Raw genomic sequence first — 23,835 nt, 5'->3', positions numbered from 1 at the left:
GTATTGAGCGAGATTGACAGCAACACTTATTGCTTATTGCTTATTACTTATGCAAAGGTCGGTTCAATTTTTGTATATTAACCATAAAGTTCAGAATCATGAAATTTGAAAACAATAAATCCGGAAACGGCGGAGTTCTTACTTTAAATAATGAAATAAAAGAAGTCGGCAGACTTACCTATACTATTTTCCCTGAAGACCACAAATTGATTATCTCTTTTGTATTGGTACATCCGGAATTTGAAGGCAGGGGAATGGGAAAATTTTTAGTAGAAGAAGCTATCAGATTTGCCAGAGAAAACAATTGGAAAGTATATCCACACTGTTCGTATGCAAGATCTGTGATGATGAGAATGAGTGATGTGGACGATATCTTTTTAAAGAATTAAAACTTCATTGACCAGGATATCTTCAATATCATCCGGATAATCCACTTTAAGATGATGATCAGAAGCTACCCATTCCATAATTTCATTAAGATTTAAAACTTTGGAATTCGGGATGCCCATTTGATCAAGGGCACATGCGTTACATTCCTGTTCATATTGATTATGAATAGGAATTACAAACAATTTTTTGTCCATAAATAATGCTTCTGCAGGAGTCTCAAAACCTGCATTACACAAAATTCCGTCACAGCCTTCAAAATACTTCAGATACTGCATTTCATCAATTGGAAATACCTCCACATTTTTTACTTTAACCTGTACTGTGCTGTATTTTGAAAAGACTTTCCATTCTACAGGAATTTTCCTTAATACTTTAATGATGTTTTCATCCGCAAAACTCGGAAGATAAACAAGATAATATCCCTGTTTATAAGGATTAAGATTTCTTATTTTTCTTCTGATCACAGGCTTTTTGATCTGTGGATGATAATTTTCAAAATGAAACCCTATTTTTCTTTCACTGGGAACATAATATTTTAAAATCATTTCTCCCAGAAAGTCTCTTTTCTTTGGTTTTGGTGTTTCCGGAAAGCTCATGGAAGCCTGATGGCTGAGTTCTATCATGGGAAGTTTTTTCAGCCTGGAAGCCCACCCTGTCAAAGGCTCATAATCATTGATGATTAAATCATACTGTGAAAGTTCCAATTCTCTGATTGTTTTCGCAGCTTCAATAAATTTATTCTCTGTAAACGTTTTCCGATAGGATAAACCGCCTGTTTTATTATATAGTAGGGAAATACCTCTGTACTGGAAATCAATGTCAAAATCAGCTTTTAACTGCGATTGGTGTCCACTGATCAATGTATCAACCGATGCATGCTTTTTGAGGAGAGGAATTATTTCCTGTGCTCTGGCTACATGTCCGTTTCCGGTACCCTGGAATGCATATAAAATCTTCATCTAAGAGAAATTCGTTACGATTTTTAAAAGTGCAGAATTATCCATTTCAGGAATTTCTTCCGCTTCATCATCTTTCAGCAAATGTTTATGCTCGTCATAATAAAAAATCTTCCATTCTTTATCATGATATTCCAAAGCAGAGAGATTTTCAATCCAGTCACCCGAATTCAGATAAGTACATGAACCTTTTTTAGTAACAACCTCCCGGATTTGCGGCTGATGAATATGTCCGCAAACAACATAGTCATAATGATTATCAATAGCCAGTTCAGAAGCTGTGAGTTCAAAATCGCCGATGTATTTTACTGCTTTTTTCACATTGTTCTTGATCTTTTTAGAAAATGAATACTTCTCCTTCCCCATCTTCTCTAAGAACCAATTTACAACATTATTGATAATAATTAATAGATCGTAGCCTTTTCCGCCAAGTTTGGCAATCCATTTTGAATGCTGGACTGATGCATCGAAAACATCACCGTGAAAAATCCAGGTTTTTTTCTGATCGATATTCAGACAGATTTTGTTACAGACTTTAAGCTTTCCCAGTTCAAAATCTGTGAACTTACGGAACATTTCATCATGATTGCCTGTAATGTAAAAGACATCTGTGTTTTTGGTAGCGAATGAAAGTATCTTTCTGATTACTTTCAAGTGAGGTTTAGGGAAGTAAGACTTTTTAAACTGCCAGATATCAATAATATCACCGTTTAAAACTAAAGTTTTAGGCTGTATAGAATTGAGATATCTCAACAGTTCTTTAGCCTTACATCCATAAGTTCCCAAATGAACATCCGATATAACAACTAATTCAACGTTTCTTTTCATAGTTTTATACAAAGAAACTAATTGAAAGTTAACTATATATGAATGCTATATTATTTTTTATAAAGAGTTCATCAGCTCTTCTGTGATTTCCATGTTGTGGTAAACGTTTTGCACATCATCGTCCTCTTCAAAACGCTCAAGCATTTTCATATTCGCTTTGAACTGTTCTGCGTTTACTTCTTTTGTATTGTTTGGAATTCTTTGTAATTCTGCACTTTTTGCTTCAATTCCAAGCTCATCCAGTTTGTGAGACAGAGAACCGAAATCTTCAAAAGCTGTTGTAATCATTACTTCTTCTTCATCTTTTTCCACATCTTCTGCTCCTCCGTCAATCATTTCCATTTCAAAATCATCCCAATCCATTTTGATCTGTGCAAGATCGATTGTGAAAATTCCTTTTCTATCAAAGATAAATGCCAGCTCTCCATTTTTCCCAAGGTTACCATCAAACTTATTGAAAACCGCTCTTACGTTCGCAACAGTTCTTGTTGTATTGTTTGTAGTACATTCTACAAAAAAAGCAACGCCACCCTGCCCGTAGCCTTCATAAGTGATTTCTTCATAGTTTTCTGCGTCTGCACCACTTGCTTTTTTAATTGCTCTTTCTACGTTATCCTTAGGCATATTGGCACCTTTTGCATTCTGGATACATCTTCTCAATGCCGGGTTAGATTCCGGATCAGGTCCGCCAGCCTTTACAGCCAATGCAATATCTTTTCCTATTTTAGAGAATGTTTTGGCCATTTTATCCCATCTGGCCATTTTAGAAGCTTTTCTATATTCAAATGCTCTTCCCATTTTAATTTTTTAATTTACAGCAAAATTACTTAAAAGTCAACAAAAAAAAAATACCTCCAAAAAATTGGAGGTATTCATTATTTAGAAAAATTAATTATTTTTTCTTTTTAGCAGCAGCTTTTTTCTTAGCTGGAGCTTTTTTAGTAGCCTTTTTAGTAGCTTTTTTCGCTGGAGCTACAACATCAGATTTCTGATATTTGTTCCACTCACTGTCATCACCAATGTATCTAACAGTTACTTTTCTATCAGATTGTCTTTCAGCGTCAGATGCAGATTCTGCAACTTTAGCATTTTGCTCTCCAATACCGATTGATTTCAATACGTTAGTATCTACACCTCTCGCATCTAAAGCAGCAACTACAGAAGCAGCTCTTTCTTTAGATAACTTCAAGTTGTAAGCATCACTTCCTTTTTTGTCAGTTTCACCAACTAATAGGAATCTACCTCCATCTTTCTTAATGATTTCAGCAGCTGTATCTAAAGCTCCTTTAGATTCAGGCTTGATTGTAGCTTTGTTGAAATCGAAGTATACGCTCTTAAGGTTTTTCTCAACATCAGTAGCTGTTACTTCTTTTGGTTTAGGACATCCGTTGTATTCTGGAAGACCTGGAACAGTAGGACAAGCATCATCTTTATCTAGGATACCGTCACCGTCTGTATCTGGCCAAGGACAACCGTTGTTTTCAGCAGGACCTGCTACTGTAGGACAAGCATCATCTTTGTCGATTACACCGTCACCGTCAGTATCTGGCCAAGGGCATCCGTTGTTTTCAACTGGACCAGCCACATCTGGACATTGATCGTCTTTATCTGGAACTCCGTCACCGTCAGTATCAGGACATCCTTGGAATTCTGGTAAACCTGGAGTATCTGGACAAAGGTCATCTTTATCTAGGATACCATCCTTATCTCTATCTCTGTTTCCGAATCTGAATAAGATGGAAGCAGAAGCTTGCCAGAAGTTAGCAACAGTAGATTTGTCACCTGGAGTTGATACGTAATCTCCCTGAATACCAAGACCGAAGTTCTTAGTTACCCAGAAGTTAGCACCAGCACCTGTAGCTACAGTGAAGTGGTTAGCTTTACCGTTTTCGTTACCATCCTTACCGTTTGTTACAGTTTCGATTGGGTTACCGTTAGCATCAACAGATGTTCTAGGGAAAGTAAGAGCTGTATAGTCATGTCTTAAGTAGTTAGCACCAACTCTTAAATATGGATCAAACCAAGATTCTTCGTTCCATAAAAGACCTGCAGCGTGAGCCTGGAAACCAAGACCTGTCATTAGGAAAAATTCTTTCCCCATGTTGAATCTTTTGTTTTCAACATTTCCAACAGAAGTTTGCCAGTCAATTACTAAACCTTTACCAACGTTTCTAGCAACTGTTAACTTAGATAGTGGAGGTGTAATAGAAAAGTTGTTCACATTGAACATACTTTTTGTCAAATTGTTAGCAGAGAACGTATTACTGAAGTTACTTCTTGCTGCTACGTGGTTTTCAGCATGAGCACCAACTCCGATCAACCACGGATTGTTGGTAGTCTGCGCGAAAACAGTAGAGGCAACAGTAAGCGCCAATGCTGAAATTCCTAATTTTAGATTTTTCATAGAATTAAATGATTAAATAATTGATAATGCAAAATAAATATAATTTTTCTTTATATACAAAGTTTTTCAAATGATTTTTAACTTTTCTTTAATATTCTGTCCAGGTTCCGTTTATTTTCTCTATCTTTTATCGCCTCTCTTTTATCGAAAAGCTTTTTCCCTCTACCCAGCGCTATCAGCACCTTTGCTTTACCTCGGTCAGTGATATATAATTTTAAAGGTATGATGGTGTTCCCGGCATCCTTTAACTTTTTTTCAAGTTTTTGTAATTCTTTTTTGTGCAAGAGCAATTTCCGTTCCCTTTTTGTTTTATGGTTGTAAAAAGTTCCCAATTTATACTCATCAATCATCATGTTGATGATGTACAATTCCCCATCAATAAACTGACAGAACGATTCTGTGATAGATGCTTTTGATGAACGCAAAGATTTTATTTCTGTACCCGTCAAAACCATTCCGGCTTCGTATTCTTCCAGAATTTCATATTCAAAACGGGCTCTTCTGTTTAATATATTAACTGTTTTCTCAATCTTCATCATTTTAAAATTTCGTTAATGAAATGTATAAAAAATACCGTACATTTAAAAACTTGACTATTATATTATTACAAAATACCCAAATTCTTTTCGTATTTTTGCGCCAAATTTACAAAACTATATGTTAACAGTATCTAACTTATCTTTACAATTCGGGAAAAGAGTTCTTTTTGACGAGGTAAATATTATGTTTACCAAAGGAAACTGCTACGGGATCATCGGAGCAAACGGTGCGGGAAAGTCTACATTCCTGAAAATACTAACAGGAAAGCAGGATCCTACAACAGGGCATGTATCTCTGGAACCAGGGAAAAGGATGTCAGTTTTGGAACAGGATCACTTTGCTTATGACCAGTTTACTGTTCTTGAAGCGGTTTTAAGAGGTAATAAGAAATTATTTGAGATAAAAGAGGAAATGGATGCGTTATACGCAAAAGAAGATTTCTCTGACGAAGACGGTATTAAAGCCGGTGAACTAGGTGTAATCTATGATGAAATGGGTGGATGGACTGCAGAATCTGATGCGCAAACCATGCTTTCTAACGTAGGAATCACTGAAGACATGCACTGGCAGCTAATGGGTGAGCTTGAAAACAAAGACAAAGTAAAGGTTCTTTTGGCTCAGGCACTTTTCGGTAATCCCGATGTATTGATTCTGGATGAGCCTACCAACGACCTTGACATTGATACCATCTCATGGCTGGAAGATTTCCTTGCTGATTATGAAAACACTGTAATCGTTGTATCTCACGACCGTCACTTCCTGGACACTGTTTGTACACACATTGGTGACCTTGATTATTCTAAACTTAACCTTTACACAGGTAACTATTCTTTCTGGTACCAGGCATCTCAGCTGGCAACCAAACAGAGAGCCCAGGCAAACAAAAAGGCTGAAGAGAAGAAGAAAGAACTTCAGGACTTCATTGCAAGATTCAGTTCTAACGTAGCGAAGGCGAAACAGGCTACTGCAAGAAAGAAAATGATCGATAAATTAAACATCGATGACATCAAACCAACATCAAGAAGATACCCTGCAATCATTTTCGAAATGGAGAGAGAAGCAGGAGATCAGATCCTTGACGTAAAAGGTCTTGAGAAAACAAAAGACGGAGAATTATTATTCTCTAACATTGATTTAAATCTTAAAAAAGGAGATAAAGTAGCCGTACTTTCTAAAAACTCTTTGGCGATCACAGAATTTTTCGAAATTCTTGCCGGAAATGTTGAAGCAGATAAAGGAACAGTTGCATGGGGAGTTACAACTACCCAATCTCACATGCCGCTAGACAATACAAACTTCTTCCAGGAAGACCTGAGTCTGGTTGACTGGCTGAGACAATTTACAAAGAACGATGAGGAACGTCATGAAGAATTCGTAAGAGGATTCTTAGGCAGAATGTTATTCTCCGGTGATGAAGCTTTGAAATCCTGTAAAGTACTTTCAGGGGGTGAAAAAATGAGATGTATGTTCAGCAGAATGATGCTTCAGAAAGCAAACGTTCTTTTACTGGACGAACCTACCAACCACTTAGACCTTGAGAGTATCACGACCTTAAATAACTCTTTGTCTAATTTCAAAGGAAACATTCTGTTGTCATCTCATGACCACGAAATGCTTTCAACAGTCTGTAACAGAATCATTGAGCTGACTCCTAACGGAATCATCGACAGAGAAATGAATTATGACGAGTATCTTGCTGATAAAAAGGTAAAAGAATTAAGAGAAAAAATGTATTCTTAATTTTTAAGAACATCAGATAAAAATCAAAGGCTGTCCTGAAAGACAGCCTTTTTTATATAACCATATTTGTTTTATAAGCACCGGATGGTACCGCCATCAACCCTAAGTACAGAACCACTGATATAATCAGCAAAAGGGCTGCAAAGATAGGCCACAGCTCCTGCAATTTCTTCAGGCTCCCCAAATCTGCCCGTATCATTAGGAATGAGCTCCTGTACAGCCTTATATCTGATTTCCTCCGGATCGGTACCCCAGTTAAATTTCGGGGCTGCATTTTTAAGCCACTCTTCAACCATTGGATTCATAATTGCTCCCGGTGAAACCACATTTGAGGTAATTCCTGTATCTTTAAGTGATCTGGCAAGAGAAACTGACATATTGTGACGGGCCGCCAAAGTTGCATTGTAATGAGGCTGCTCTTTTATGGGCTGTATGCCCAGCCCTCCACCGATATGTATTACTCTTCCCCAACCTAAATTTTTCATCTGAGGAACAATACGCTGAATCATGCGGACATAGGAAACTACATTAGTATTGTAAATATCCAGCCAGTCATCGGCACTTGCTTCTCCCCATGATTTATGAGAAGTTGCTCCTACATTATTAACGAGAATATCAATCTGCCCGGACTTTAAAGCTTCAGCTGCAACCTGATCCGCGCCTTCATCCGTTGAAAGATCACCTACAGCAACTTCTGCAACGCCTCCTTTCTCTAATATGGAATACATCACTTTCTCTGCACGTTCTTTATCCCTGCCATGAATAATTACAGAAGCTCCTTCATCTGCCAGCATTTTTGCTATTGCTTCGCCCAAACCTGAGCTTGAGCCGGTAACGAGAGCCCTTTTTCCTTTTAATTGTAAATCCATTTTGAACTAGTTTTAATTATTTTATTTAATTTTTACTGAGAGCTTACGCGAAAGCTATTTTTATTTTATTCAGTATTTTGATAAAGCAAAATTACACAGCACATCGTGATCTGGTTTTGTTGGAAAGCTCAAATCGTTTTGTTGAAAGGCCCATTCCTACTGGAAACATTGAAAAGAAATCAGGAAAGTTGAGATCATAATCCAAGTTGATCGTATTGCAGGGTCTTTTTTTAACATTTACAAAGTCAAAACTTCGTTACGCTTCTGTTCGGAATGCTATTTTTTTTCCTTATTTTTGTGAAATGAGTCAAAAATGGATTTACAAGCCTGAACCCGATGAGGAAGTTGTGGACAGACTAAGTTCGTCACTTGGTTTTGGTACTTTTGAATCTAAAATCCTCGTTCTAAGGGGAATTGACAATTATCAAAAGGCCAGAGAATTCTTCAAACCGAACCTTAACGATATCCACAACCCGTTTTTAATGGCAGATATGCAAAAAGCTGTAGAGCGTATTGCCACCGCTATTGAAAATGGTGAAAAAATACTGGTATATGGTGACTATGATGTGGACGGAACCACAGCCGTTGCTTTAATGTACCTTTACCTGAGCAAGATTGTTGAGAAAAAATATCTGGACTACTACATTCCGGATAGAAATTCTGAAGGCTACGGAATTTCTACTGAAGGAATTGATTTCGCCAAAGAAAATGGCTTTTCACTAATCATTGCTCTTGACTGTGGAATCAAGGCACTTGACATGATCAATTATGCCTCTAATCTCGGTATTGATTTTATTATCTGTGATCACCACCTTCCGGGCGAAGAGATTCCTAATGCTGCAGCTGTACTTGACCCTAAAAGAAGTGACTGCCGATATCCTTTCAAAGAACTTTCAGGATGCGGGGTTGGCTTTAAGCTTTGCCAGGGTTTGAATACTATTTATAAATTACCGGAAGCTGAGTTATTTGAACTGACCGATCTTCTTGCGATCTCCATTGCAGCAGATATTGTTTCCATGACAGGAGAAAACAGAGTCCTGGCAAAAATGGGATTAAAAACTCTACGGAAGACCAGAAATCTTGGTTTAAGATTATTGATTCCTGAAGACAAGCTTTCTCATTTTGAAATCTCCAATATCGTTTTTGAAATAGCTCCTAAAATTAATGCTGCTGGAAGAATTTCCCATGGTAAAGCAGCTGTGGAGCTTATGGTTTCTGACAATCTGAAGCATGCCAACCAGATTGTAAATGACATTATGAACCTCAACGATGAAAGACGAGAACTGGATATGAACTCCACCCTTTCTGCCTTGAATCAGATTATAGAATCACAGCAGGAAACCAAACATACTACGATCGTTTATCATCCTGAATGGAATAAAGGAGTAATCGGTATTGTAGCCTCAAGACTTATTGAAACGTATTATAAACCGACACTTGTATTTACCGATGGTAATAATGGTGAAATGGTAGCTTCCGCAAGGTCAGTTTCCGATTTTGATGTACATGAAGCTCTTGATATGTGTTCTGAATATTTCCTTAAATTCGGGGGCCATCATGCTGCTGCCGGACTTTCAATGGAGAAAGACAAGTTTGATGCTTTCAAGGAAAAATTTGAAAGAATTGTTTCTGAAAAAATCCAGGAACATCAGAAAGAACCTTCGATTACCATTGATACGGAAATCAAAATTGATGAGATCAACAGAGAATTTATCAATTTCCACAGAAAACTGGCTCCATTCGGACCTCACAATATGAAACCTATTTTTACATTAACCAATCAGAAGCTTTCAGGATATGTGAAAACCATGGGAAAAGATAACAATCATCTGAAGTTTTATATCAAGCAGGAATCTACGGGACGAAATATTGAATGTGTAGGTTTCAAACTTGGACAGTTCGTGGAGGATTTTAAAAATAAAAATTTTGATCTGGCTTTTACTCTGGAAGAAAACCATTGGAAAGGCAATGTTACCCATTATCTTAATATCAAGGATGTGAAGTTCAGGGATTAACTAAGGTTGCAGAATTCAGGTTGCAGGTAAAAGCAGAACCATTATAAAATTCTGTCAGCCTAAAAAACTTGATATTGCCCTCTACACTAAAATACTGTCAACTGTTATCAGCTACCTACTACCTAACAAAACATGAAAAAAATCGGTTTATTTTTCGGATCATTCAATCCTATTCATATCGGACATCTTATTCTGGCTAATTATATCCTGGAAAACTCTGATATGGATGAACTTTGGTTTGTAGTAAGCCCGCAAAATCCGTTTAAAGACAAGAAATCTTTACTGAATGACCATAACAGACTGGATATGGTACAGCTGGCAGTAAAGAATTATCCCAATATGAGAGCTTCCAATGTGGAATTTTCTCTTCCAAAGCCAAGCTATACTATTGATACTTTAACATATCTTCACGAAAAATATCCTTATTATTCTTTCAGTTTAATCATGGGAGAAGATAATCTCAAAGGCCTGCACAAATGGAAAAATTCTGATGTCCTGATCAAAAATCATCATATCATTGTTTATCCGAGAGTATTTGAAGGTGAGAAAAAAGATTCGGAATATCTACAACATGAAAATATTTCGCTGATCAAAGCTCCGGTTATAGAGCTTTCTGCCACCGAAATCCGTAACATGATCAAAAATGGTAAAAATGTAAGACCTATGCTTCCGCCTGAAGTTTTTGAATATTTGGATGGTAGTAATTTTTATCAATAAGCAATGAAGCTATACTTATTCTTATTCTCTGTTTTCTTGCAAGGCTTTCTATGCGGTCAGGAATCAACTACTTTAAAAAGTGACTCTCTTAAAGAATTACAGAAAATTGCTTTTGCCGAAAGGATAAGCTATAATAAAAAGCGTTGCAGTGAAGATTCAATCAGGGCTGTAAAAGCTTCGCAAATTCAAAATAAATATTTTATCAATATTGCTGCTCCCAATGGTGATAAGTTTTTGCCCGGTGAAGAACTCAGAATAATTTTAAAAAAGCATAATATCATTTGGGGCGGAGAATGGATGGGCAGTGATATAGGTGGCTATTCAGGTGAATGCTATTATTCTGTAATGACTGAAATGACTGAAAAAAAATTTGGTAAAGATTTTATTGACGGTCTCGTTAAAGAATCTGTGGCCATGTATGTAAAAAAACACCCGAATAAAATCTTTGATAATGATGAACATTGTGAATGGACTTATAAAGGGACCTACCTCAGTTATACAGATGATAATGATCAGTTAAACAAAGATTTCTTCCATAGTTTTATTTATCCGGAAGGTTATGAAAATTACAATCCTTCTTTTCAGAAATACCGCTCAAGCACTGTGGTTACGCTCATTTTAGATCAAAATGGAAAGGTTTTGAAGGATCAATTCAGCCATCGTATTTATAATGATCACAATTTGAAGTATATTCCTTATTTTGAAAAAGAAATCAAAAAGTTTATAAAATACACTAAATTTGAGCCTGTAAAATACAGAGGATATCCTGTAAAAAGCGAAACATCCTTTTTTATCTTCTATAAATAATTATTCATGAACTTTATTGAAAAATTTTTCTCAAAATATTCTCAGGAAAAAATCATCAGATGGTTTAAGCAAATTTGTCTTGCAGAAGCCGTTTCATGTCTCTTACTGTATTGCGTTGCGATGATCTGGATCCGGTATGATGAAAATGTATATTCTATTATCTTCATCAGTGTTATTGGTAGTTTACATGGATTATTTTTTACACTTTACCTTTTACTCTGCCTTCCTGCCAGAAAAATTTATAACTGGGATGATGAAGATTTTGTTTTTGCCTTATTATCTGCCTTCTTTCCTTTTGCAACGGTTTGGGTAGATAAAAAGCTTGCCCGATTCGACAGAGAATAAATATATAATAAGAATAATCAAAGGACCTTTCGGTCCTTTTTATTTTTATGGTCAGTACAAACCTCGTTTAGCAAGTGCTTTTAATTCCTGAACTATAGGAATAAGCTCCAGATTCGGTTATCTTTTTTCAAAAAATTCTTCAATATTTTTTGATTTGGTGTAACATTTAACATCTTTCATTTGTCTTATTATACAGAAAGTTCAAATAATCAATATTTTAAACTAAATTTTTATTAACTGATAATCAATTGGTTACAATAATTAAAAAATATTTTTAAGTACTTTGTATTGCATAATACTAAATTTATTATATATCTTTGTAATGTTAAATAACAAACCATACAAGCTATTAATTAAAAAATAATATCATGAAAACTCAAATTCTTATTGCAGCTCTATTTTTCGGCGGACTTATAACTGCCCAGCAGAAAAAAGACAGTTTGAAAGTAAATGCCATTGATGCAGTGACTCTCAAGAAGCAGGTTTTCAAAAAACAAGGTGACCGCTTGGTATATGATGTAGCTTCTTCATCTATTGCTAAAGGAACCAATACTTTTAATCTTTTAAAGCAGACGCCGATGATTTCCAGTATTGATGGAAAAACATTAAAGATTCTGGGAAAAAATGACGCAGTAATTTATATCAACAATAAGAAAACCAATATGGATTCTGAAGCATTGATTGAAATGTTGAAGTCTACTCCATCCGAAGATATTCAGAAAATCGAAGTGATTACAGTTCCCGGAAGCGAATTTCAGGTTGAATCTAAAGAAGGTGTCATTAATATTGTAATGAAAAAAGCAAAAACAACGGTTACAACGGAACGTTGAAAATGCAGAACGAGCAGGCTTATTACAATAATCCCAATGCCGGAGCTTCTTTTAACTTCAGACAAGGTAAATGGTCGGGGAACTCCAATTTCAGAACGGGAAGCTGGACAGACAGACAAAGATATACGCTTTCCAACGGAGATTCTACTTTCAAAAATGAATCATTTGGATTTAATGATGATCCTAACAAAAATTTTGGTGGAGGCTTCAATATCGATTATGAGATCAATAAGAAACACAGTCTTGGATTCTCCTACAACATGAGATACAATAAAAGTTTCAATTCTGTACTGGACATTACCAACTTGCAAAACGGAGTATTGAATAACAGAACAGTCAATTATGAAGATGCACAGACCAGAAATCACTCTTTCAATCTGAATTATGAGATGAAAACAGATTCTTTAGGGAGTAAACTTACCTCAAACATTTCTTATCTATGGTTCAACAGGGATAAAGTAAGCTTTAATGAGAGTTTACCTTTAACAAATGATACGATTAATAAATATTCTGCATTGCATCAAGCGGTACCACAGATCATCAACAATTATGCAGCCAATATCGATTATCTGAAAAAGACAGCTAAAGGAGCCACATGGTTAATGGGAATCAGTTACAATCACACCAACACAGATAACGATACCCGGCAGGATAAGCTGAAAAACGGAGAGTTTATCATAGATCCCAATCAAACCAACCACTTCATTTATAAGGAAAATATATTGGGAATTTATCTGAATTATGAAAGAAAACTGACTGAAAAAATATCCGGAAAAATTGGTGCCCGCTACGAAATGACCAGAAGCACCGGAGACATTGTTGATAAAACAGGTTTTGAAAGAAATTACAACAATCTGCTGCCTTATCTTAATTTAAATTACGCTATCAATTCCGATCATAATCTGAGCTACACTTTTTCCAGCAGAATCAGAAGACCGAGATTCTGGGAGCTGAATCCTTCAAGAACCTACTTTACTCCAACCAATTATACACAGAACAATCCATTTATACTGGCATCAAAGTATTATAATCAGGAGTTAAATTATATGTACAAAAATGCATTCTATGCCAATCTTAGTTTCAATATGGTGGAAGATGCAGCGGCTTCAGACCTGATTCCATTGCAGGGAACTGTAACGGCTCCCCAAAAAGATGCTAAGGGGAACATCATAAAGGACATCAAAGGTAATCCGATTATGGAAACCACAAGATTTTTAAGGTATATCAGAACCAATTATGGTAAAAACAGGGAGATTGCTTTAACTCTTGGAATGAACAAATCCTGGTTTAAAGACATATGGACCACCAACTATTCTGTCAATTTAGGATATATTGCCTACAAAGGCGGAGTATTTGAAGATCCTACTGCCATGCCGGCCCCGGGAGAAACTGAAGTTATAGATCCTTATATCATTGATGTAAAAAACTACAATATGTCTGTAACCATCAATAATGTTATAAGACTTTCTTCAAAAAAAGACTGGTTCCTGGGAGTGAATTACTTCTTTGCCAGCCAGACCGCTATGGAAGCTGGAATGATAGGTGCAAGACAGAGTTTTGACTTCAGTCTGAAAAAAATTGCGGGAGATTGGACTATCGTAGCAGAAGTAAGCGATCTGTTTAACCAAAGCTTTTACAGCATTAAAGGAGTTCAGCCTAATGGAAAATTTAACAATATCACCAATTTCAACTATCCAAGGTTAATGAGCATAGGTGTTACTTACAATTTCGGAAATCAGAAACTGAAAAAAGCCAGGGAAATGAAATCAGCTAATGATGCTGTAAAATCAAGAACCTAATCAATAAAAACTTATTTCACTAAATCCACTCTTAAATAAAAACAACATGAAACGTATAATTTTGTCAATGGCTATTGTATTCGGTACCTGCGCATTTGCTCAGGAGAAGAAATCTGATACGGCAAAAACAAAAAATATAGAAGGGGTAACCATCACAAAACAGGTTTTTAAAAAGCAAAGCGACCGTTTTGTATATGATGTGGCAGCATCACCTGTTGCCAAAGGAAATACCACTTTTGACCTTCTGAAGCAGACTCCTTTATTATCTTCCACGGATGATAAAACATTGAAAATCGCAGGGAAAAATAATGCGCTGATCTATATCAACGGAAGAAAAAGCAATATGGATTCTGAGTCTCTGGTTCAGTTCCTGAAAAATACTCCGGCAGAAAATATCCAGAAAATTGAAGTGATCACGGTTCCCGGAAGTGAATATCAGGTTGAATCATCAGATGGGATCATCAATATCGTTTTAAAGAAAAAAATGAGCGACGGTCTCAACGGAAACATGAGAATGTCTAACACCACCAATAAGTACAACGGAAGTCAGGCGAGTTTCTCGGCTAACTACCGAAAGGACAAGCTTGGAATAAGCGCCAGCCTTAGCGGCGGTGAGAATATTGAAGCACAAACGTATACTCTGAGAAACGGTACAGCCAAAACATCCAACGAATCTACAGGTGATATTGATGATCCGAACAAAATATCGGGGGGTATCTGAATATTGATTATCAGCTTAATGATAAAAGCAACCTCGCATTATCATGGAATACCTGGGCGAATAAAAGCTATAACTCAACGGTAGATTTATTCAATACCATTAAAAAAACAGATACGGAATATACATGGTCCAAAAACAGAGAAGATTCAAGGTCCTACAACAATTCTGTCAATTTGAATTATGAACTGAAAACAGATTCACTAGGCAGTAAACTGAATGTAAATGCTGCTTACCTCAACTATAGAAGATTCCAGTTTACAGATAATCAAACTTTTGCTTCAGATATCAACAGAAATGTGGGAGGAAGGAAAACACAGGTGCTTCAGGATCTTCCGCAGATCATTAATAATTTCTCCGGAATGGTAGATTACAATCAGAAATTTAAAAATGATCTTACCGTTTCAGTTGGAGGAAACTACAATAAAACCAAAACAGACAACGATTCTAAAAACATTACTTATTCTTTTGATCCCCTGACATCCCCGGATTCAAGACCCAACCATTTTATTTATGATGAAAACATCTACGGAATGTATCTTACCGTTGAGAAAAAGATCTCTGACAAACTTTCAGGAAAAATAGGAGCCCGATACGAGATCACAAACAGTTTGGGAACTTCTGACAATGCTCCTACAGAAGCGCTTAAAAGGATTGAAAGAAACTACAATAACTTACTTCCTTACCTGAGCCTGAATTATGCGATTAATGATAAAAATAATATTTCATACTCTTTTTCAAGCAGAATGAGAAGACCGAGTTTCTGGGAACTTAATCCTGTAAGAAACATCCTGACGGAAGATAATTACACTCAGAATGACCCGTTTGTAAAAGCTTCCTCTACCTACAATCAGGAACTTACATACATGTACAGAAATTCCTATTTTTTGATTTTAAACCATTCTTACATTCAGGACGTGATTACGCAGGTTCCGCTTCAGGGATATCCGGTATCGCCGGATGGTAAGATTGGAGATAATCCGGCATTAAGATATATCAGAACCAATTTTGGAAATAAGCAGGAAATGTCTGCCATGGTGGGTATCCAGAAGTCGTTTTTTCAAACAATACTGGACGACCAACTTTAATATCGGAGTACAGCATAACATCAACAATGGAAGTCTTGATACCGATCCTACTACGGGAGACCGCTTTAAGAATGATAAAGGACCTAACGGAAATTTTATTACCTACACCAATAAAACGAATTCTACCAGTCTTCTGATCCAGACCAACAACACCATCCGTCTTGATAAAAAGAAAACATGGTTCTTCGGAGTTAATTATTTCTTTGTAGACAAGCAGCAGATTGAGCTTGGTTCCCTGAAAAACTTAATGAGCTTAGATCTCAGCCTTAAGAAAATGTGGAACGACTGGACTTTTGCAGTGAATGTAAATGATGTCCTGAATACCAACATCGTGAAAATTGAAGATTTTCAGGAAAACGGGAATTACAATTATATCCACCAAAACCGCTATAACAGAAGTCTCATAGTAAGCCTTACCTATAATTTCGGAAACCAGAAAGTGAAAAAGGTAAGAGACATCGAAGGGGCCTCAGATGCCATCAAAAGCAGAACAAGATAAAGATTATCTTTCTTCATATTTAATTATTCTTACGGTATCCGCTGATTCTTTTCAGCGGATTTTTTATATTTAATCATTATGAAAAAAAATATAAAGATTATTTTGATATCCCTCTGCCTTCTTTTTCTATTGACAGGCTGCAAAGAAAAAAAGATAAAACTTAGCCATGATATCCATTTTGATAAAGAAGAAAATATTCATTATGGAAAGAGTGCTGAACAGGTTATGGATCTCTATCTTCCATCTACAGGAACAAATAAAGAAAAGGAAGTTTTTATTATAATTCATGGTGGAGGTTGGAGAGCAGGGACTAAATCGCAATTAACCTTTTTCACGCTCTCTATAATGCAGAAATTTCCCGATCATATTTTCGTTAATATGAATTACAGACTAGCTTCAGCTACTAACTTTGGACTTCCAAACCAAACCGATGATATTAAAAAAGTAACTGAATTATTAAAAAATAAGCTAGGCTACAATCCAAGTGTGGTTTTATTAGGCAACAGCGCCGGAGCCCATTTATCGATGCTGTATGCCTACAAGTTTGATGCAGATAAAAAAGTAAAAGCTGTAATTAATATTGTTGGCCCGGCAGACCTCTCTGATCCGGGTTTCAAAAATTATCAGGAGTATTCTTTTGTGGAAAGCAGACTTGTAGATCCTGAAACAATTAAAACCGGAATATCAAAGATCGATTTTGCCAGCCCTGTGAAATGGATAAAAAGTGATTCCCCTCCTACTTTGTCTTACTATGGAAGTTCGGATGGTGTAATTCCTTCTACACAGGAAAAAAGACTGGATTCAGCCTTGATAGCCAATCATATCCTCCATGAATCTTATCAATTCAATGGAGGACATCTGGATTGGGATAAACATCCAAATGATGTATTTCTTATTGATAAAATTGAAACCTTCATTAAAGAAATTGACAAAAAATAACACGCTCTGATTCTTCAAAACGTGTTATTTTTTATTTTAAAATTGAATTTTATTCAGATTTTGCAACGGCTGTTCTTTCTGAAACTCCATTGGCATTGAAAGCTTCAATCTGGAAATAGTAAGCATCTGTTCTGTCTGCACCTGTAAAGAAGTATTCATTCTTTCCGTACACCATGATGCTTCCGTACAATTTATCCGGAGACTTCCCAAAATAAATTACATAGCCGTCTGCATCAGGATTCTGTTGCCATTTCATCCAGATACTTCTTCTTTCCCCATATTTCTTTGGATCGGCTCTTAAAGGTACAAACCCCTCAACCTTTGAAGGTTGTTTCCCCGCTCCTTTTCCAAACACTCTGAAACCGCTTAATGCAAATTTTCCGGTAGGCATTTTCAGGTTTTCCATTTTCAGGAAACGGGCTTTTACCGGTTGTTCCAACTCAACATAGTCGTGAGGAACATCTTTAGTATTTTTGCTTTTATCCACAATCACATTCCATTTCTTGCCATCATTAGAACCGTAGATTTTATACTGATGCATTTTTCCAAAGGTTTTCCCCATGAACTCAGCATCCTGATCCGCGTAATTGATCTGAATGGCATTAATCGTAGAAACTTCACCCAGATCCGTCTGGAACCATTCCCCGGAATTTCCGGTCTTAGCACTCCAATACGTTTTGATATCCTCATCTACCGCATAGTTAGGCTGATATCCACCTAAAGTAGATGAAACCTGAACCGGTTTATTATAATTCAATAGCATCCATCCGGCAAAAAGACCTTTCGTAAAATCTTTTCCCTGTGCATACTGCGGAAGGTAAGTAGGATAATCGCCATAAGCGGTATTACAGTACATCACATCATCTTTATCGAAACCTGCCGGCCATATTCCCAGTCTTCTTTCAAAATTATTTTTAGTAGAAATAAAAATTGTGGAAACGTGCCACCAGTTCTTGTAATTGTCTTCAAACGTTGCGCCGTGCCCTGCGCCTCTGGCAAATCCTCCCGGTTTATAAGAGAACGGATTATGCTGCTGATATTCGAAGCCTTCCAAAGGATTTTTACTCACATACACTCCATCAGAATACCCACTGAATTCTGTTGCCGGAGCGCCATACTGCATATAATATTTCCCGTTATGCTTCGTCATCCATGCTCCTTCTACAAAAGGCTGAAGAAAAACATTATCATTGTATTCCCCAAACCTTTCCCAACCATGATCTTCAGGTTTTAGCTTAATAATAGGCTTTACGAAACCTTCGGACTGAAGGTTTTTCACTTTTACCTCTGTTCCCAGCAACGGCCATTCGTTACTTGAGCCCCAGTACAAGTACAGTTTATTCTTGTCTTCATCATAATGGAATGCAGGATCCCATGCTCCTACTTTTAAAGTATCCACTGCTATTTTCCAGTCATCTTTGGTTGGGTTGGTACTTTTCCAGATCGGAAAATCCTGTTCCCAGGTTGAGCCATACACGTATAAAGTATCTTTCATGGCCCAAACTGCCGGAGCATTAAGATCGTGAATGTATTTATTATCTCTGAGAAATTTCCTTTTCACAAACTTCCAGTCAAGCATATCATCACTGTACCAATATCCTTCCTGGTTGGTGGAAAAAAGGAAGAGTTTATTTTTAAAGTTAACAATCACCGGATCTGCTGTTGCACGGTGTTTTCCCTGTTTTGAAAAAACTTCGAAGGGAGTATAACCATAATCAATATTGATAGGATTACAGAATGTTTTCTGCTGGGCCCCTGCAATCATTCCAAGAAAGATTGCTAATGACAGAAAATATTGTCTCATTTTCAGATTTTAAACGTTCCGGGCAAAGTTAATTAACTTTTTTCGGTTTTCTCCAAATAAAGCCATCCAGAAGATAATGAGTAAGCTGCGGAACAACCAATAAGGGAATCATGAATTGAAACAGATTTTCTGAAAGCATTACATTCATGGAAAAGTGCTCATTCCAAACCAGAGTTTCCCATAAAAACTCTTCCAGAAAAGCGAACAATAAAATGACGCCGACAAATAGAAATATCCCTGAAAAAGATTTAAAAATCTGCATCCCGTTTAGCTGATGATTTTCTTTTTGCTGTATTTCCCGGATATAAATCAATGCGATATAAGGAATGCCATGAGAAACCACGTTCAGAAAAGTAAACAAAAGATCATTGTTGAAATAAACAATTCCAAAATACCAGGAAAGAAAAGTTCCGGTGATCAACGCTGTTTTAGGAATATTAACCCGATTGGATTTAAAAGCTCCAAAAGCAGTTTTAAAAAGCCAAATGATCAGGATGGCAAAGTAGATTACAGTAAGTAAAGGAATATAATCAGGAAGATTCTGAAGCCAGTCAAACTCATTGTTGACAAACCAGGTAAAGGCACGGGGTGTTTTAAACCAATACAACATCGGATAAATCGTTGCGGAGTAAACAGCAATCTCATCTATTTTTTTACTCCAGTTGTTTGGTTCAAAACGGGCATAGATTCGCATAAAGCCGTACTGCTGCCTTATAAAATGAAAAACGGCAATCAATGCCAGTACTGACCAGAATGTCAGGCTGCCCAACTGGAACAGGATCATTCCCAAGATCCAGCTCAAAACAGGAATTCCCAGATACAGCAGCTTATTTCTCTGTACCTCTCCTTTTACAAAATAAGTTTTAAACAGTGTGGAATAAACGTGGGCAACATCAACAAAAACAATCAGGAAAAGCCATGTGTAAAAGGAATAATGATTTTCCAGTATCTGAATCTGTTTCTGAAAAAAGAAGATAATCAGCAGCACCAGAAAAGGTGGTGATAAAATAAACCACCAGTCTGTTTTTGCATTATGTATCCACGGCTGTTTCATAGTATTATTTTACATCATTTTTTCTGCAGTTCGGAGCCCCTGATAGAAGGCTTCTTCAAAAATAGAAATTCCCGACAGATCGGAATGGGCAAAGAAAATTTTACTTTCTATCGGTTCTTTTGCTTTCCTGGTTTCTTCTCCAAAAATCTGGTTAGGAACAGGAGCGATCATCGCATGCCCTATTTTGTGAAACTGCATCTCCAGAATGAAATCTTCTATCAACGGATGTGCTTTCTTCAGATCATCCAAAACTAAATCCTTCAGTTCAGATTCCTTCATGCCGTAGAGTTTTTTCCTTGCTTTTTTACAGTCTGAAGTTGAAAAACTCTTATAGTGGGTAATCACCTTTTCACCAATAATCTGGTTGAGATTCTGATGCTGATCAAAAATATACCCCAATCCTGAAGAACCATAGATCACATTATCCCAGGCCAGCTCTTCATCTCCTCCGAATTCATTTTTCAGTGTAATGGTGGTTAAAAGCCAGGGCACGTAATGAAAGGAATATACTTTTTTATGACTAAAAATTCTCTTATTCACAAATTGAGGTGTGGCAAACAGTACTTTATCGGCAATGATCTTCCTGGTTTTCTTTTGGGTATTATCAAAACTTAATACCTCAACTTTATCATTGATTTTTACATCAAAAACCAGATTTCCCGGCATATGTTTTCCCTCGGTGTATTTTGAAAGATGTTTTGCCAGTCTTGCATTTCCTTCCGGCCATGTGAATACCTGATCTTTATATCTTGTGCTCCAGTTATTCTTTCTTCCGGCAAAATAATGTATTCCTGCCCATGCAGAAACGTAGTCTATTCCTAATCCGAAATCGTCCCTGCAGGAATAATCCAGAAGCCAGAGAAATTCTTCCGACCGGTAGTTATTTTCTTTCAGCCATTCTTTAAAAATAATTTTTTCAAGCTTTACAACCTCATCTTCTCTGCTGGAATCATGTACAGGAATAGCAAACCAATATTTTCCCTCCGCATCCTTCTTTACACGGAACTCATCCATCAGCTTAAAAAAGCGGGTAAGCTCCTGCTGAGTTTGTGCTGAAATACCTCTTTGGGGAACAATGTCGTTTTGCCAGGAATTTTTATAAAATAATCTTTCCTGCTGAGGAAAAGTCATTTGGTATTCATCAAGAACGGGTTCTTCGTTTTCTTCTGCTCCCAGGCAGATTTTACATTCTTTCAGGAATTCTATGATTTCTGTATTCTCTTTGTTCGGTAACGGTAAATAATGGGCGCCTAAAGGAAATTTTGAAAATGAGTTTTCTCCGTTGGAAGAATTGCCGCCAAGATGATTTTCCATTTCCAGAAGAAGATAATCATTTTCATGATGCTGACTGAAAAATCTACACGCAGAAAGACCAGAGATTCCACCCCCGACAATAAGATATTTAGTGTGGATAACTTCTGAAAACTGTGGAAAATCTTTTGCCCAAAGTTTATGCCCTAGGACATGATTCGTTCCGGTGACCTTGAGCAGCAAAGCTTTAACTTTCTTTCCACAATACTGCAAAAAGGGAAGCATAAGACTACCTAAAAATATAGTTGTGAGAAAATCTTTTCTACTGTACTTTCCCCCACTCTTCATCGAAATATCGGACTAATATCTGGTTATCCAGACGGTTAACTTCTACGTCTTTCACCTTCATATCTTTATTGAAATAAGACATCTGTGAAAAGTTGTAATCATAGTATCTCAAACCGGGAAGCTTCCTGTAGATTCTGTTGTTGACGGGTTCAAATGAAGCCATAGAAAATCCCCATTCCCCAAAAGACGGAACGTAAGTGTGATATGCTGCTGTAAAAGGAAAAATCTGATGGATTGTTTTTTCGATACACCAGAAAGATTTCGGAGCAAAATACGGAGAGGTGGTCTGAACTACAATCTTGGTATCAAGAGTTGTCAATCTCTCCAGTTCTTTATAAAACTGTAAGGAATAAAGTTTTCCGAGGCTGTAATTGGACGGATCCGGAAAGTCTATGATAATGACATCAAACTTCTTTTTGTTCTCTTTTACCCAAATGTAAGCATCTTTATTGATCACTTCCACTTTAGGATTGGAAAAAGAACTTTGATTCAGCCTGCGCATGGTTTCATTGGTTTTGAAAAACTGGGTCATCTCGCCGTCAAGATCTACAAGCGTTACTTTTTTAACATCTTTATATTTTAATACTTCCCTTGCTGCAAAACCATCACCACCTCCAAGAATCAGGACATTATCTATATTTTTTGCCATGGACATTGCAGGATGTACCAAAGCCTCATGATAACGGTATTCGTCTGTGGATGAAAACTGCAGGTTGTTATTTAGATATAAACGGAATTCATGAGTATTTCTAGTTAAAACAATTCTCTGATAAGGAGAGCTTTTGGTATATACGACATTTTCACCATATAATTTTTCTTCTGAATAGGATAAAATAGTATCTGAGAAAATGAAAAGTCCCAGAAGAAATGCAAATGCTGTAAGAGATTTTACTTTGAGCGATAGCGGCTTTGATAATTCCTTTGTAAGATAATAGCACAGGAATATCGCAATGGAAATATTAATCAAGCCGAAAAACAAAGGGGTTTTGACAATTCCCAGCTTCGGAATCAAAACCAATGGAAAGAGAATAGATGCCAGTAATGCCCCGATATAATCGAATGCAAAGACATTTGAAACTAAATCTTTAAACTGCACCCTGTCTTTTAAAATATTCATCAGAAGCGGGATTTCCACCCCAACCAGACATCCGGTGAAGAATACAAACAGATAAAGAACACTTTCAAAATGGGCGAGCGTATTAAACAGAATGAACAGCACAACAGAGCTGATTCCCCCCACAATTCCTACCAGGATTTCGATCTCAATGAATTTATCAATAAGATTTCCTTTGATGAATTTCGCAAGGTAAGATCCCACTCCCATTGAGAACAGGTATACTCCGATAATGAAGGAAAACTGCTTTACAGAGTCTCCTAAAAGATAGCTTGCCAGCGCTCCTGCCACCAGCTCATAAATCAGTCCACATGTAGCAATGACGAATACTGAAAACAATAAAAGCAGCTCAAGAGGAATCCTCTTCTTATCCATGAATTGCCGCGCTTATAATCATTGAAATTCCGATAATAAATGCCCCGAAGACAATAGCAATTGCTATATTTTTATTCCGGGCGATCTCATGCCATGTTTTTTCAGGAGTCAGTTTTTCAATAATGAAATAACATGCAAGCAAAATAGCGATTCCTAAAAATGAATAAAGAACCGAGTTTAGTATGGGTAAGAAATTGATGTTGTCCATAGTTTTATATTTTTTATTTGTGATAATATCTGTAGAATCCTACTCTGGAATGGCTTCTTGTGGTTCCGTCGCGGTATGTTTCTGTCTTGGCGCAGTCGCAGACCTGATTTCCCTGGTATGTAAGGTATACAAACCAGGTAAGGCAGAATCCTCCGATCAGGCAGAGTATCCAGTTTTTTCTTATGTAATTGACCATA

Annotated in this window: 24 protein-coding genes; 12 read left to right on the top strand and 12 right to left on the bottom strand. The window is 36.7% G+C overall.

The features are described 5' to 3' along the window. The first annotated feature begins 98 nt into the window (after positions 1–98). Positions 99–389: a GNAT family N-acetyltransferase gene (locus EL165_RS18640; RefSeq protein ID WP_002983358.1), complete on the top strand. Its 291-nt coding sequence runs from the start codon at positions 99–101 to the stop codon at positions 387–389. Here the strand turns inward: EL165_RS18640 and EL165_RS18635 are convergent. The 5 genes from EL165_RS18635 to smpB all read right to left on the bottom strand — a co-directional run bounded on the left by EL165_RS18635 (position 378) and on the right by smpB (position 5,114). After that, a complete protein-coding gene (locus EL165_RS18635; RefSeq protein ID WP_002983357.1) occupies positions 378–1,349 on the bottom strand; it encodes a glycosyltransferase family protein in 972 nt (323 codons plus the stop codon). The genes EL165_RS18640 and EL165_RS18635 overlap by 12 nt on opposite strands. Further along, positions 1,350–2,174: a UDP-2,3-diacylglucosamine diphosphatase gene (locus EL165_RS18630; RefSeq protein WP_002983355.1), complete on the bottom strand. Its 825-nt coding sequence runs from the start codon at positions 2,172–2,174 to the stop codon at positions 1,350–1,352. Between the two features lie 57 nt (positions 2,175–2,231). Continuing rightward, positions 2,232–2,972 (bottom strand): YebC/PmpR family DNA-binding transcriptional regulator, encoded by a 741-nt coding sequence (locus EL165_RS18625; RefSeq protein WP_002983354.1) that lies wholly within the window; start codon positions 2,970–2,972, stop codon positions 2,232–2,234. A gap of 94 nt (positions 2,973–3,066) precedes the next feature. Next, complete coding sequence (locus EL165_RS18620) at positions 3,067–4,578, bottom strand: OmpA family protein (RefSeq protein WP_002983352.1); 1,512 nt, start codon at positions 4,576–4,578, stop codon at positions 3,067–3,069. A 77-nt stretch (positions 4,579–4,655) separates the two neighbouring features. After that, on the bottom strand, positions 4,656–5,114 hold the full coding sequence (smpB, locus tag EL165_RS18615) for an SsrA-binding protein SmpB (protein ID WP_041462062.1): 459 nt from the start codon (positions 5,112–5,114) through the stop codon (positions 4,656–4,658). A gap of 121 nt (positions 5,115–5,235) precedes the next feature. Between smpB and EL165_RS18610 the strand changes: the two genes are divergently transcribed. After that, on the top strand, positions 5,236–6,858 hold the full coding sequence (locus EL165_RS18610) for an ABC-F family ATP-binding cassette domain-containing protein (protein ID WP_002983348.1): 1,623 nt from the start codon (positions 5,236–5,238) through the stop codon (positions 6,856–6,858). Between the two features lie 71 nt (positions 6,859–6,929). Here the strand turns inward: EL165_RS18610 and EL165_RS18605 are convergent, their stop codons facing one another. Beyond that, positions 6,930–7,727 carry an SDR family NAD(P)-dependent oxidoreductase gene (locus EL165_RS18605; RefSeq protein ID WP_002983346.1) on the bottom strand — a complete coding sequence of 266 codons (798 nt, stop codon included), beginning with the start codon at positions 7,725–7,727 and terminating at the stop codon, positions 6,930–6,932. 302 nt (positions 7,728–8,029) lie between these two features. On the opposite strand from EL165_RS18605, the gene recJ reads away from it, so the two are divergent. The 10 genes from recJ (at position 8,030) to EL165_RS18570 (ending at position 17,484) form a co-directional block, all read left to right on the top strand. Then, positions 8,030–9,742, top strand: a complete 1,713-nt coding sequence (gene recJ, locus EL165_RS18600) for a single-stranded-DNA-specific exonuclease RecJ (RefSeq protein ID WP_041461986.1) — start codon at positions 8,030–8,032, stop codon at positions 9,740–9,742. Between the two features lie 132 nt (positions 9,743–9,874). Beyond that, the gene (nadD, locus tag EL165_RS18595) at positions 9,875–10,459 is read left to right on the top strand and encodes a nicotinate (nicotinamide) nucleotide adenylyltransferase (RefSeq protein WP_002983342.1); all 585 of its coding nucleotides are present in this window, start codon (positions 9,875–9,877) and stop codon (positions 10,457–10,459) included. A gap of 3 nt (positions 10,460–10,462) precedes the next feature. Further along, entirely contained in the window at positions 10,463–11,266 is an 804-nt protein-coding gene (locus EL165_RS18590; RefSeq protein ID WP_002983340.1) for a hypothetical protein, read from the top strand. Positions 11,267–11,272: 6 nt separating this feature from the next. Then, complete coding sequence (locus tag EL165_RS18585) at positions 11,273–11,611, top strand: DUF3817 domain-containing protein (protein WP_002983338.1); 339 nt, start codon at positions 11,273–11,275, stop codon at positions 11,609–11,611. Positions 11,612–11,979: 368 nt separating this feature from the next. Beyond that, on the top strand, positions 11,980–12,441 hold the full coding sequence (locus tag EL165_RS26360; protein WP_232529139.1) for a TonB-dependent receptor: 462 nt from the start codon (positions 11,980–11,982) through the stop codon (positions 12,439–12,441). A 2-nt stretch (positions 12,442–12,443) separates the two neighbouring features. Then, positions 12,444–14,240, top strand: a complete 1,797-nt coding sequence (locus EL165_RS18580) for an outer membrane beta-barrel family protein (protein ID WP_232529138.1) — start codon at positions 12,444–12,446, stop codon at positions 14,238–14,240. Between the two features lie 46 nt (positions 14,241–14,286). Further along, positions 14,287–14,961 carry a TonB-dependent receptor gene (locus EL165_RS26355; RefSeq protein ID WP_232529137.1) on the top strand — a complete coding sequence of 225 codons (675 nt, stop codon included), beginning with the start codon at positions 14,287–14,289 and terminating at the stop codon, positions 14,959–14,961. After that, complete coding sequence (locus tag EL165_RS26350; protein WP_346724700.1) at positions 14,946–16,046, top strand: outer membrane beta-barrel family protein; 1,101 nt, start codon at positions 14,946–14,948, stop codon at positions 16,044–16,046. Before EL165_RS26355 ends, EL165_RS26350 begins: the two co-directional genes overlap by 16 nt. Beyond that, complete coding sequence (locus tag EL165_RS26345) at positions 15,967–16,545, top strand: outer membrane beta-barrel protein (protein WP_232529136.1); 579 nt, start codon at positions 15,967–15,969, stop codon at positions 16,543–16,545. Before EL165_RS26350 ends, EL165_RS26345 begins: the two co-directional genes overlap by 80 nt. Before the next feature lie 78 nt (positions 16,546–16,623). Continuing rightward, on the top strand, positions 16,624–17,484 hold the full coding sequence (locus tag EL165_RS18570; RefSeq protein ID WP_002983332.1) for an alpha/beta hydrolase: 861 nt from the start codon (positions 16,624–16,626) through the stop codon (positions 17,482–17,484). Between the two features lie 49 nt (positions 17,485–17,533). Here EL165_RS18570 and EL165_RS18565 read toward each other — a convergent pair whose 3' ends face one another. From EL165_RS18565 to EL165_RS18540, 6 genes are read right to left on the bottom strand one after another with little or no spacing between them, the layout of a single operon-like run. After that, entirely contained in the window at positions 17,534–19,288 is a 1,755-nt protein-coding gene (locus tag EL165_RS18565) for a discoidin domain-containing protein (RefSeq protein ID WP_002983331.1), read from the bottom strand. Positions 19,289–19,316: 28 nt separating this feature from the next. Continuing rightward, positions 19,317–20,342, bottom strand: a complete 1,026-nt coding sequence (locus EL165_RS18560) for a hypothetical protein (protein ID WP_002983330.1) — start codon at positions 20,340–20,342, stop codon at positions 19,317–19,319. A 9-nt stretch (positions 20,343–20,351) separates the two neighbouring features. After that, the gene (locus tag EL165_RS18555) at positions 20,352–21,878 is read right to left on the bottom strand and encodes an NAD(P)-binding protein (RefSeq protein WP_041461984.1); all 1,527 of its coding nucleotides are present in this window, start codon (positions 21,876–21,878) and stop codon (positions 20,352–20,354) included. Between the two features lie 37 nt (positions 21,879–21,915). Continuing rightward, on the bottom strand, positions 21,916–23,430 hold the full coding sequence (locus EL165_RS18550) for a polyamine aminopropyltransferase (RefSeq protein ID WP_002983327.1): 1,515 nt from the start codon (positions 23,428–23,430) through the stop codon (positions 21,916–21,918). Further along, positions 23,423–23,638, bottom strand: a complete 216-nt coding sequence (locus EL165_RS18545; RefSeq protein ID WP_002983326.1) for a DUF350 domain-containing protein — start codon at positions 23,636–23,638, stop codon at positions 23,423–23,425. The genes EL165_RS18550 and EL165_RS18545 overlap by 8 nt, the downstream gene beginning before the upstream one ends. 13 nt (positions 23,639–23,651) lie before the next feature. Continuing rightward, positions 23,652–23,834 (bottom strand): hypothetical protein, encoded by a 183-nt coding sequence (locus tag EL165_RS18540; protein WP_002983324.1) that lies wholly within the window; start codon positions 23,832–23,834, stop codon positions 23,652–23,654. Position 23,835 lies beyond the last annotated feature (1 nt).

It is taken from the genome of Chryseobacterium gleum (assembly GCF_900636535.1).
GTDB lineage: Bacteria > Bacteroidota > Bacteroidia > Flavobacteriales > Weeksellaceae > Chryseobacterium > Chryseobacterium gleum.
Note: the sequence above shows the minus strand (reverse complement) of the source record. Positions and strands in the feature narration are given on the sequence as shown.

What these genes read in the sequence shown, in the direction of transcription:
- recJ (WP_041461986.1), top strand. Translation starts at nt 8,030, where the DNA reads ATGAGTCAAAAATGGATTTACAAGCCTGAACCCGATGAGGAAGTTGTG.
- EL165_RS18565 (WP_002983331.1), bottom strand. Translation starts at nt 19,288, where the DNA reads ATGAGACAATATTTTCTGTCATTAGCAATCTTTCTTGGAATGATTGCA.
- EL165_RS18610 (WP_002983348.1), top strand. Translation starts at nt 5,236, where the DNA reads ATGTTAACAGTATCTAACTTATCTTTACAATTCGGGAAAAGAGTTCTT.
- nadD (WP_002983342.1), top strand. Translation starts at nt 9,875, where the DNA reads ATGAAAAAAATCGGTTTATTTTTCGGATCATTCAATCCTATTCATATC.
- EL165_RS18585 (WP_002983338.1), top strand. Translation starts at nt 11,273, where the DNA reads ATGAACTTTATTGAAAAATTTTTCTCAAAATATTCTCAGGAAAAAATC.
- EL165_RS18590 (WP_002983340.1), top strand. Translation starts at nt 10,463, where the DNA reads ATGAAGCTATACTTATTCTTATTCTCTGTTTTCTTGCAAGGCTTTCTA.
- EL165_RS18555 (WP_041461984.1), bottom strand. Translation starts at nt 21,878, where the DNA reads ATGCTTCCCTTTTTGCAGTATTGTGGAAAGAAAGTTAAAGCTTTGCTG.
- EL165_RS18550 (WP_002983327.1), bottom strand. Translation starts at nt 23,430, where the DNA reads ATGGATAAGAAGAGGATTCCTCTTGAGCTGCTTTTATTGTTTTCAGTA.
- EL165_RS18605 (WP_002983346.1), bottom strand. Translation starts at nt 7,727, where the DNA reads ATGGATTTACAATTAAAAGGAAAAAGGGCTCTCGTTACCGGCTCAAGC.
- EL165_RS26360 (WP_232529139.1), top strand. Translation starts at nt 11,980, where the DNA reads ATGAAAACTCAAATTCTTATTGCAGCTCTATTTTTCGGCGGACTTATA.
- EL165_RS18560 (WP_002983330.1), bottom strand. Translation starts at nt 20,342, where the DNA reads ATGAAACAGCCGTGGATACATAATGCAAAAACAGACTGGTGGTTTATT.
- EL165_RS18640 (WP_002983358.1), top strand. Translation starts at nt 99, where the DNA reads ATGAAATTTGAAAACAATAAATCCGGAAACGGCGGAGTTCTTACTTTA.
- EL165_RS18545 (WP_002983326.1), bottom strand. Translation starts at nt 23,638, where the DNA reads ATGGACAACATCAATTTCTTACCCATACTAAACTCGGTTCTTTATTCA.
- smpB (WP_041462062.1), bottom strand. Translation starts at nt 5,114, where the DNA reads ATGAAGATTGAGAAAACAGTTAATATATTAAACAGAAGAGCCCGTTTT.
- EL165_RS18570 (WP_002983332.1), top strand. Translation starts at nt 16,624, where the DNA reads ATGAAAAAAAATATAAAGATTATTTTGATATCCCTCTGCCTTCTTTTT.
- EL165_RS18635 (WP_002983357.1), bottom strand. Translation starts at nt 1,349, where the DNA reads ATGAAGATTTTATATGCATTCCAGGGTACCGGAAACGGACATGTAGCC.
- EL165_RS18625 (WP_002983354.1), bottom strand. Translation starts at nt 2,972, where the DNA reads ATGGGAAGAGCATTTGAATATAGAAAAGCTTCTAAAATGGCCAGATGG.
- EL165_RS18620 (WP_002983352.1), bottom strand. Translation starts at nt 4,578, where the DNA reads ATGAAAAATCTAAAATTAGGAATTTCAGCATTGGCGCTTACTGTTGCC.
- EL165_RS18580 (WP_232529138.1), top strand. Translation starts at nt 12,444, where the DNA reads ATGCAGAACGAGCAGGCTTATTACAATAATCCCAATGCCGGAGCTTCT.
- EL165_RS26355 (WP_232529137.1), top strand. Translation starts at nt 14,287, where the DNA reads ATGAAACGTATAATTTTGTCAATGGCTATTGTATTCGGTACCTGCGCA.
- EL165_RS18540 (WP_002983324.1), bottom strand. Translation starts at nt 23,834, where the DNA reads ATGGTCAATTACATAAGAAAAAACTGGATACTCTGCCTGATCGGAGGA.
- EL165_RS18630 (WP_002983355.1), bottom strand. Translation starts at nt 2,174, where the DNA reads ATGAAAAGAAACGTTGAATTAGTTGTTATATCGGATGTTCATTTGGGA.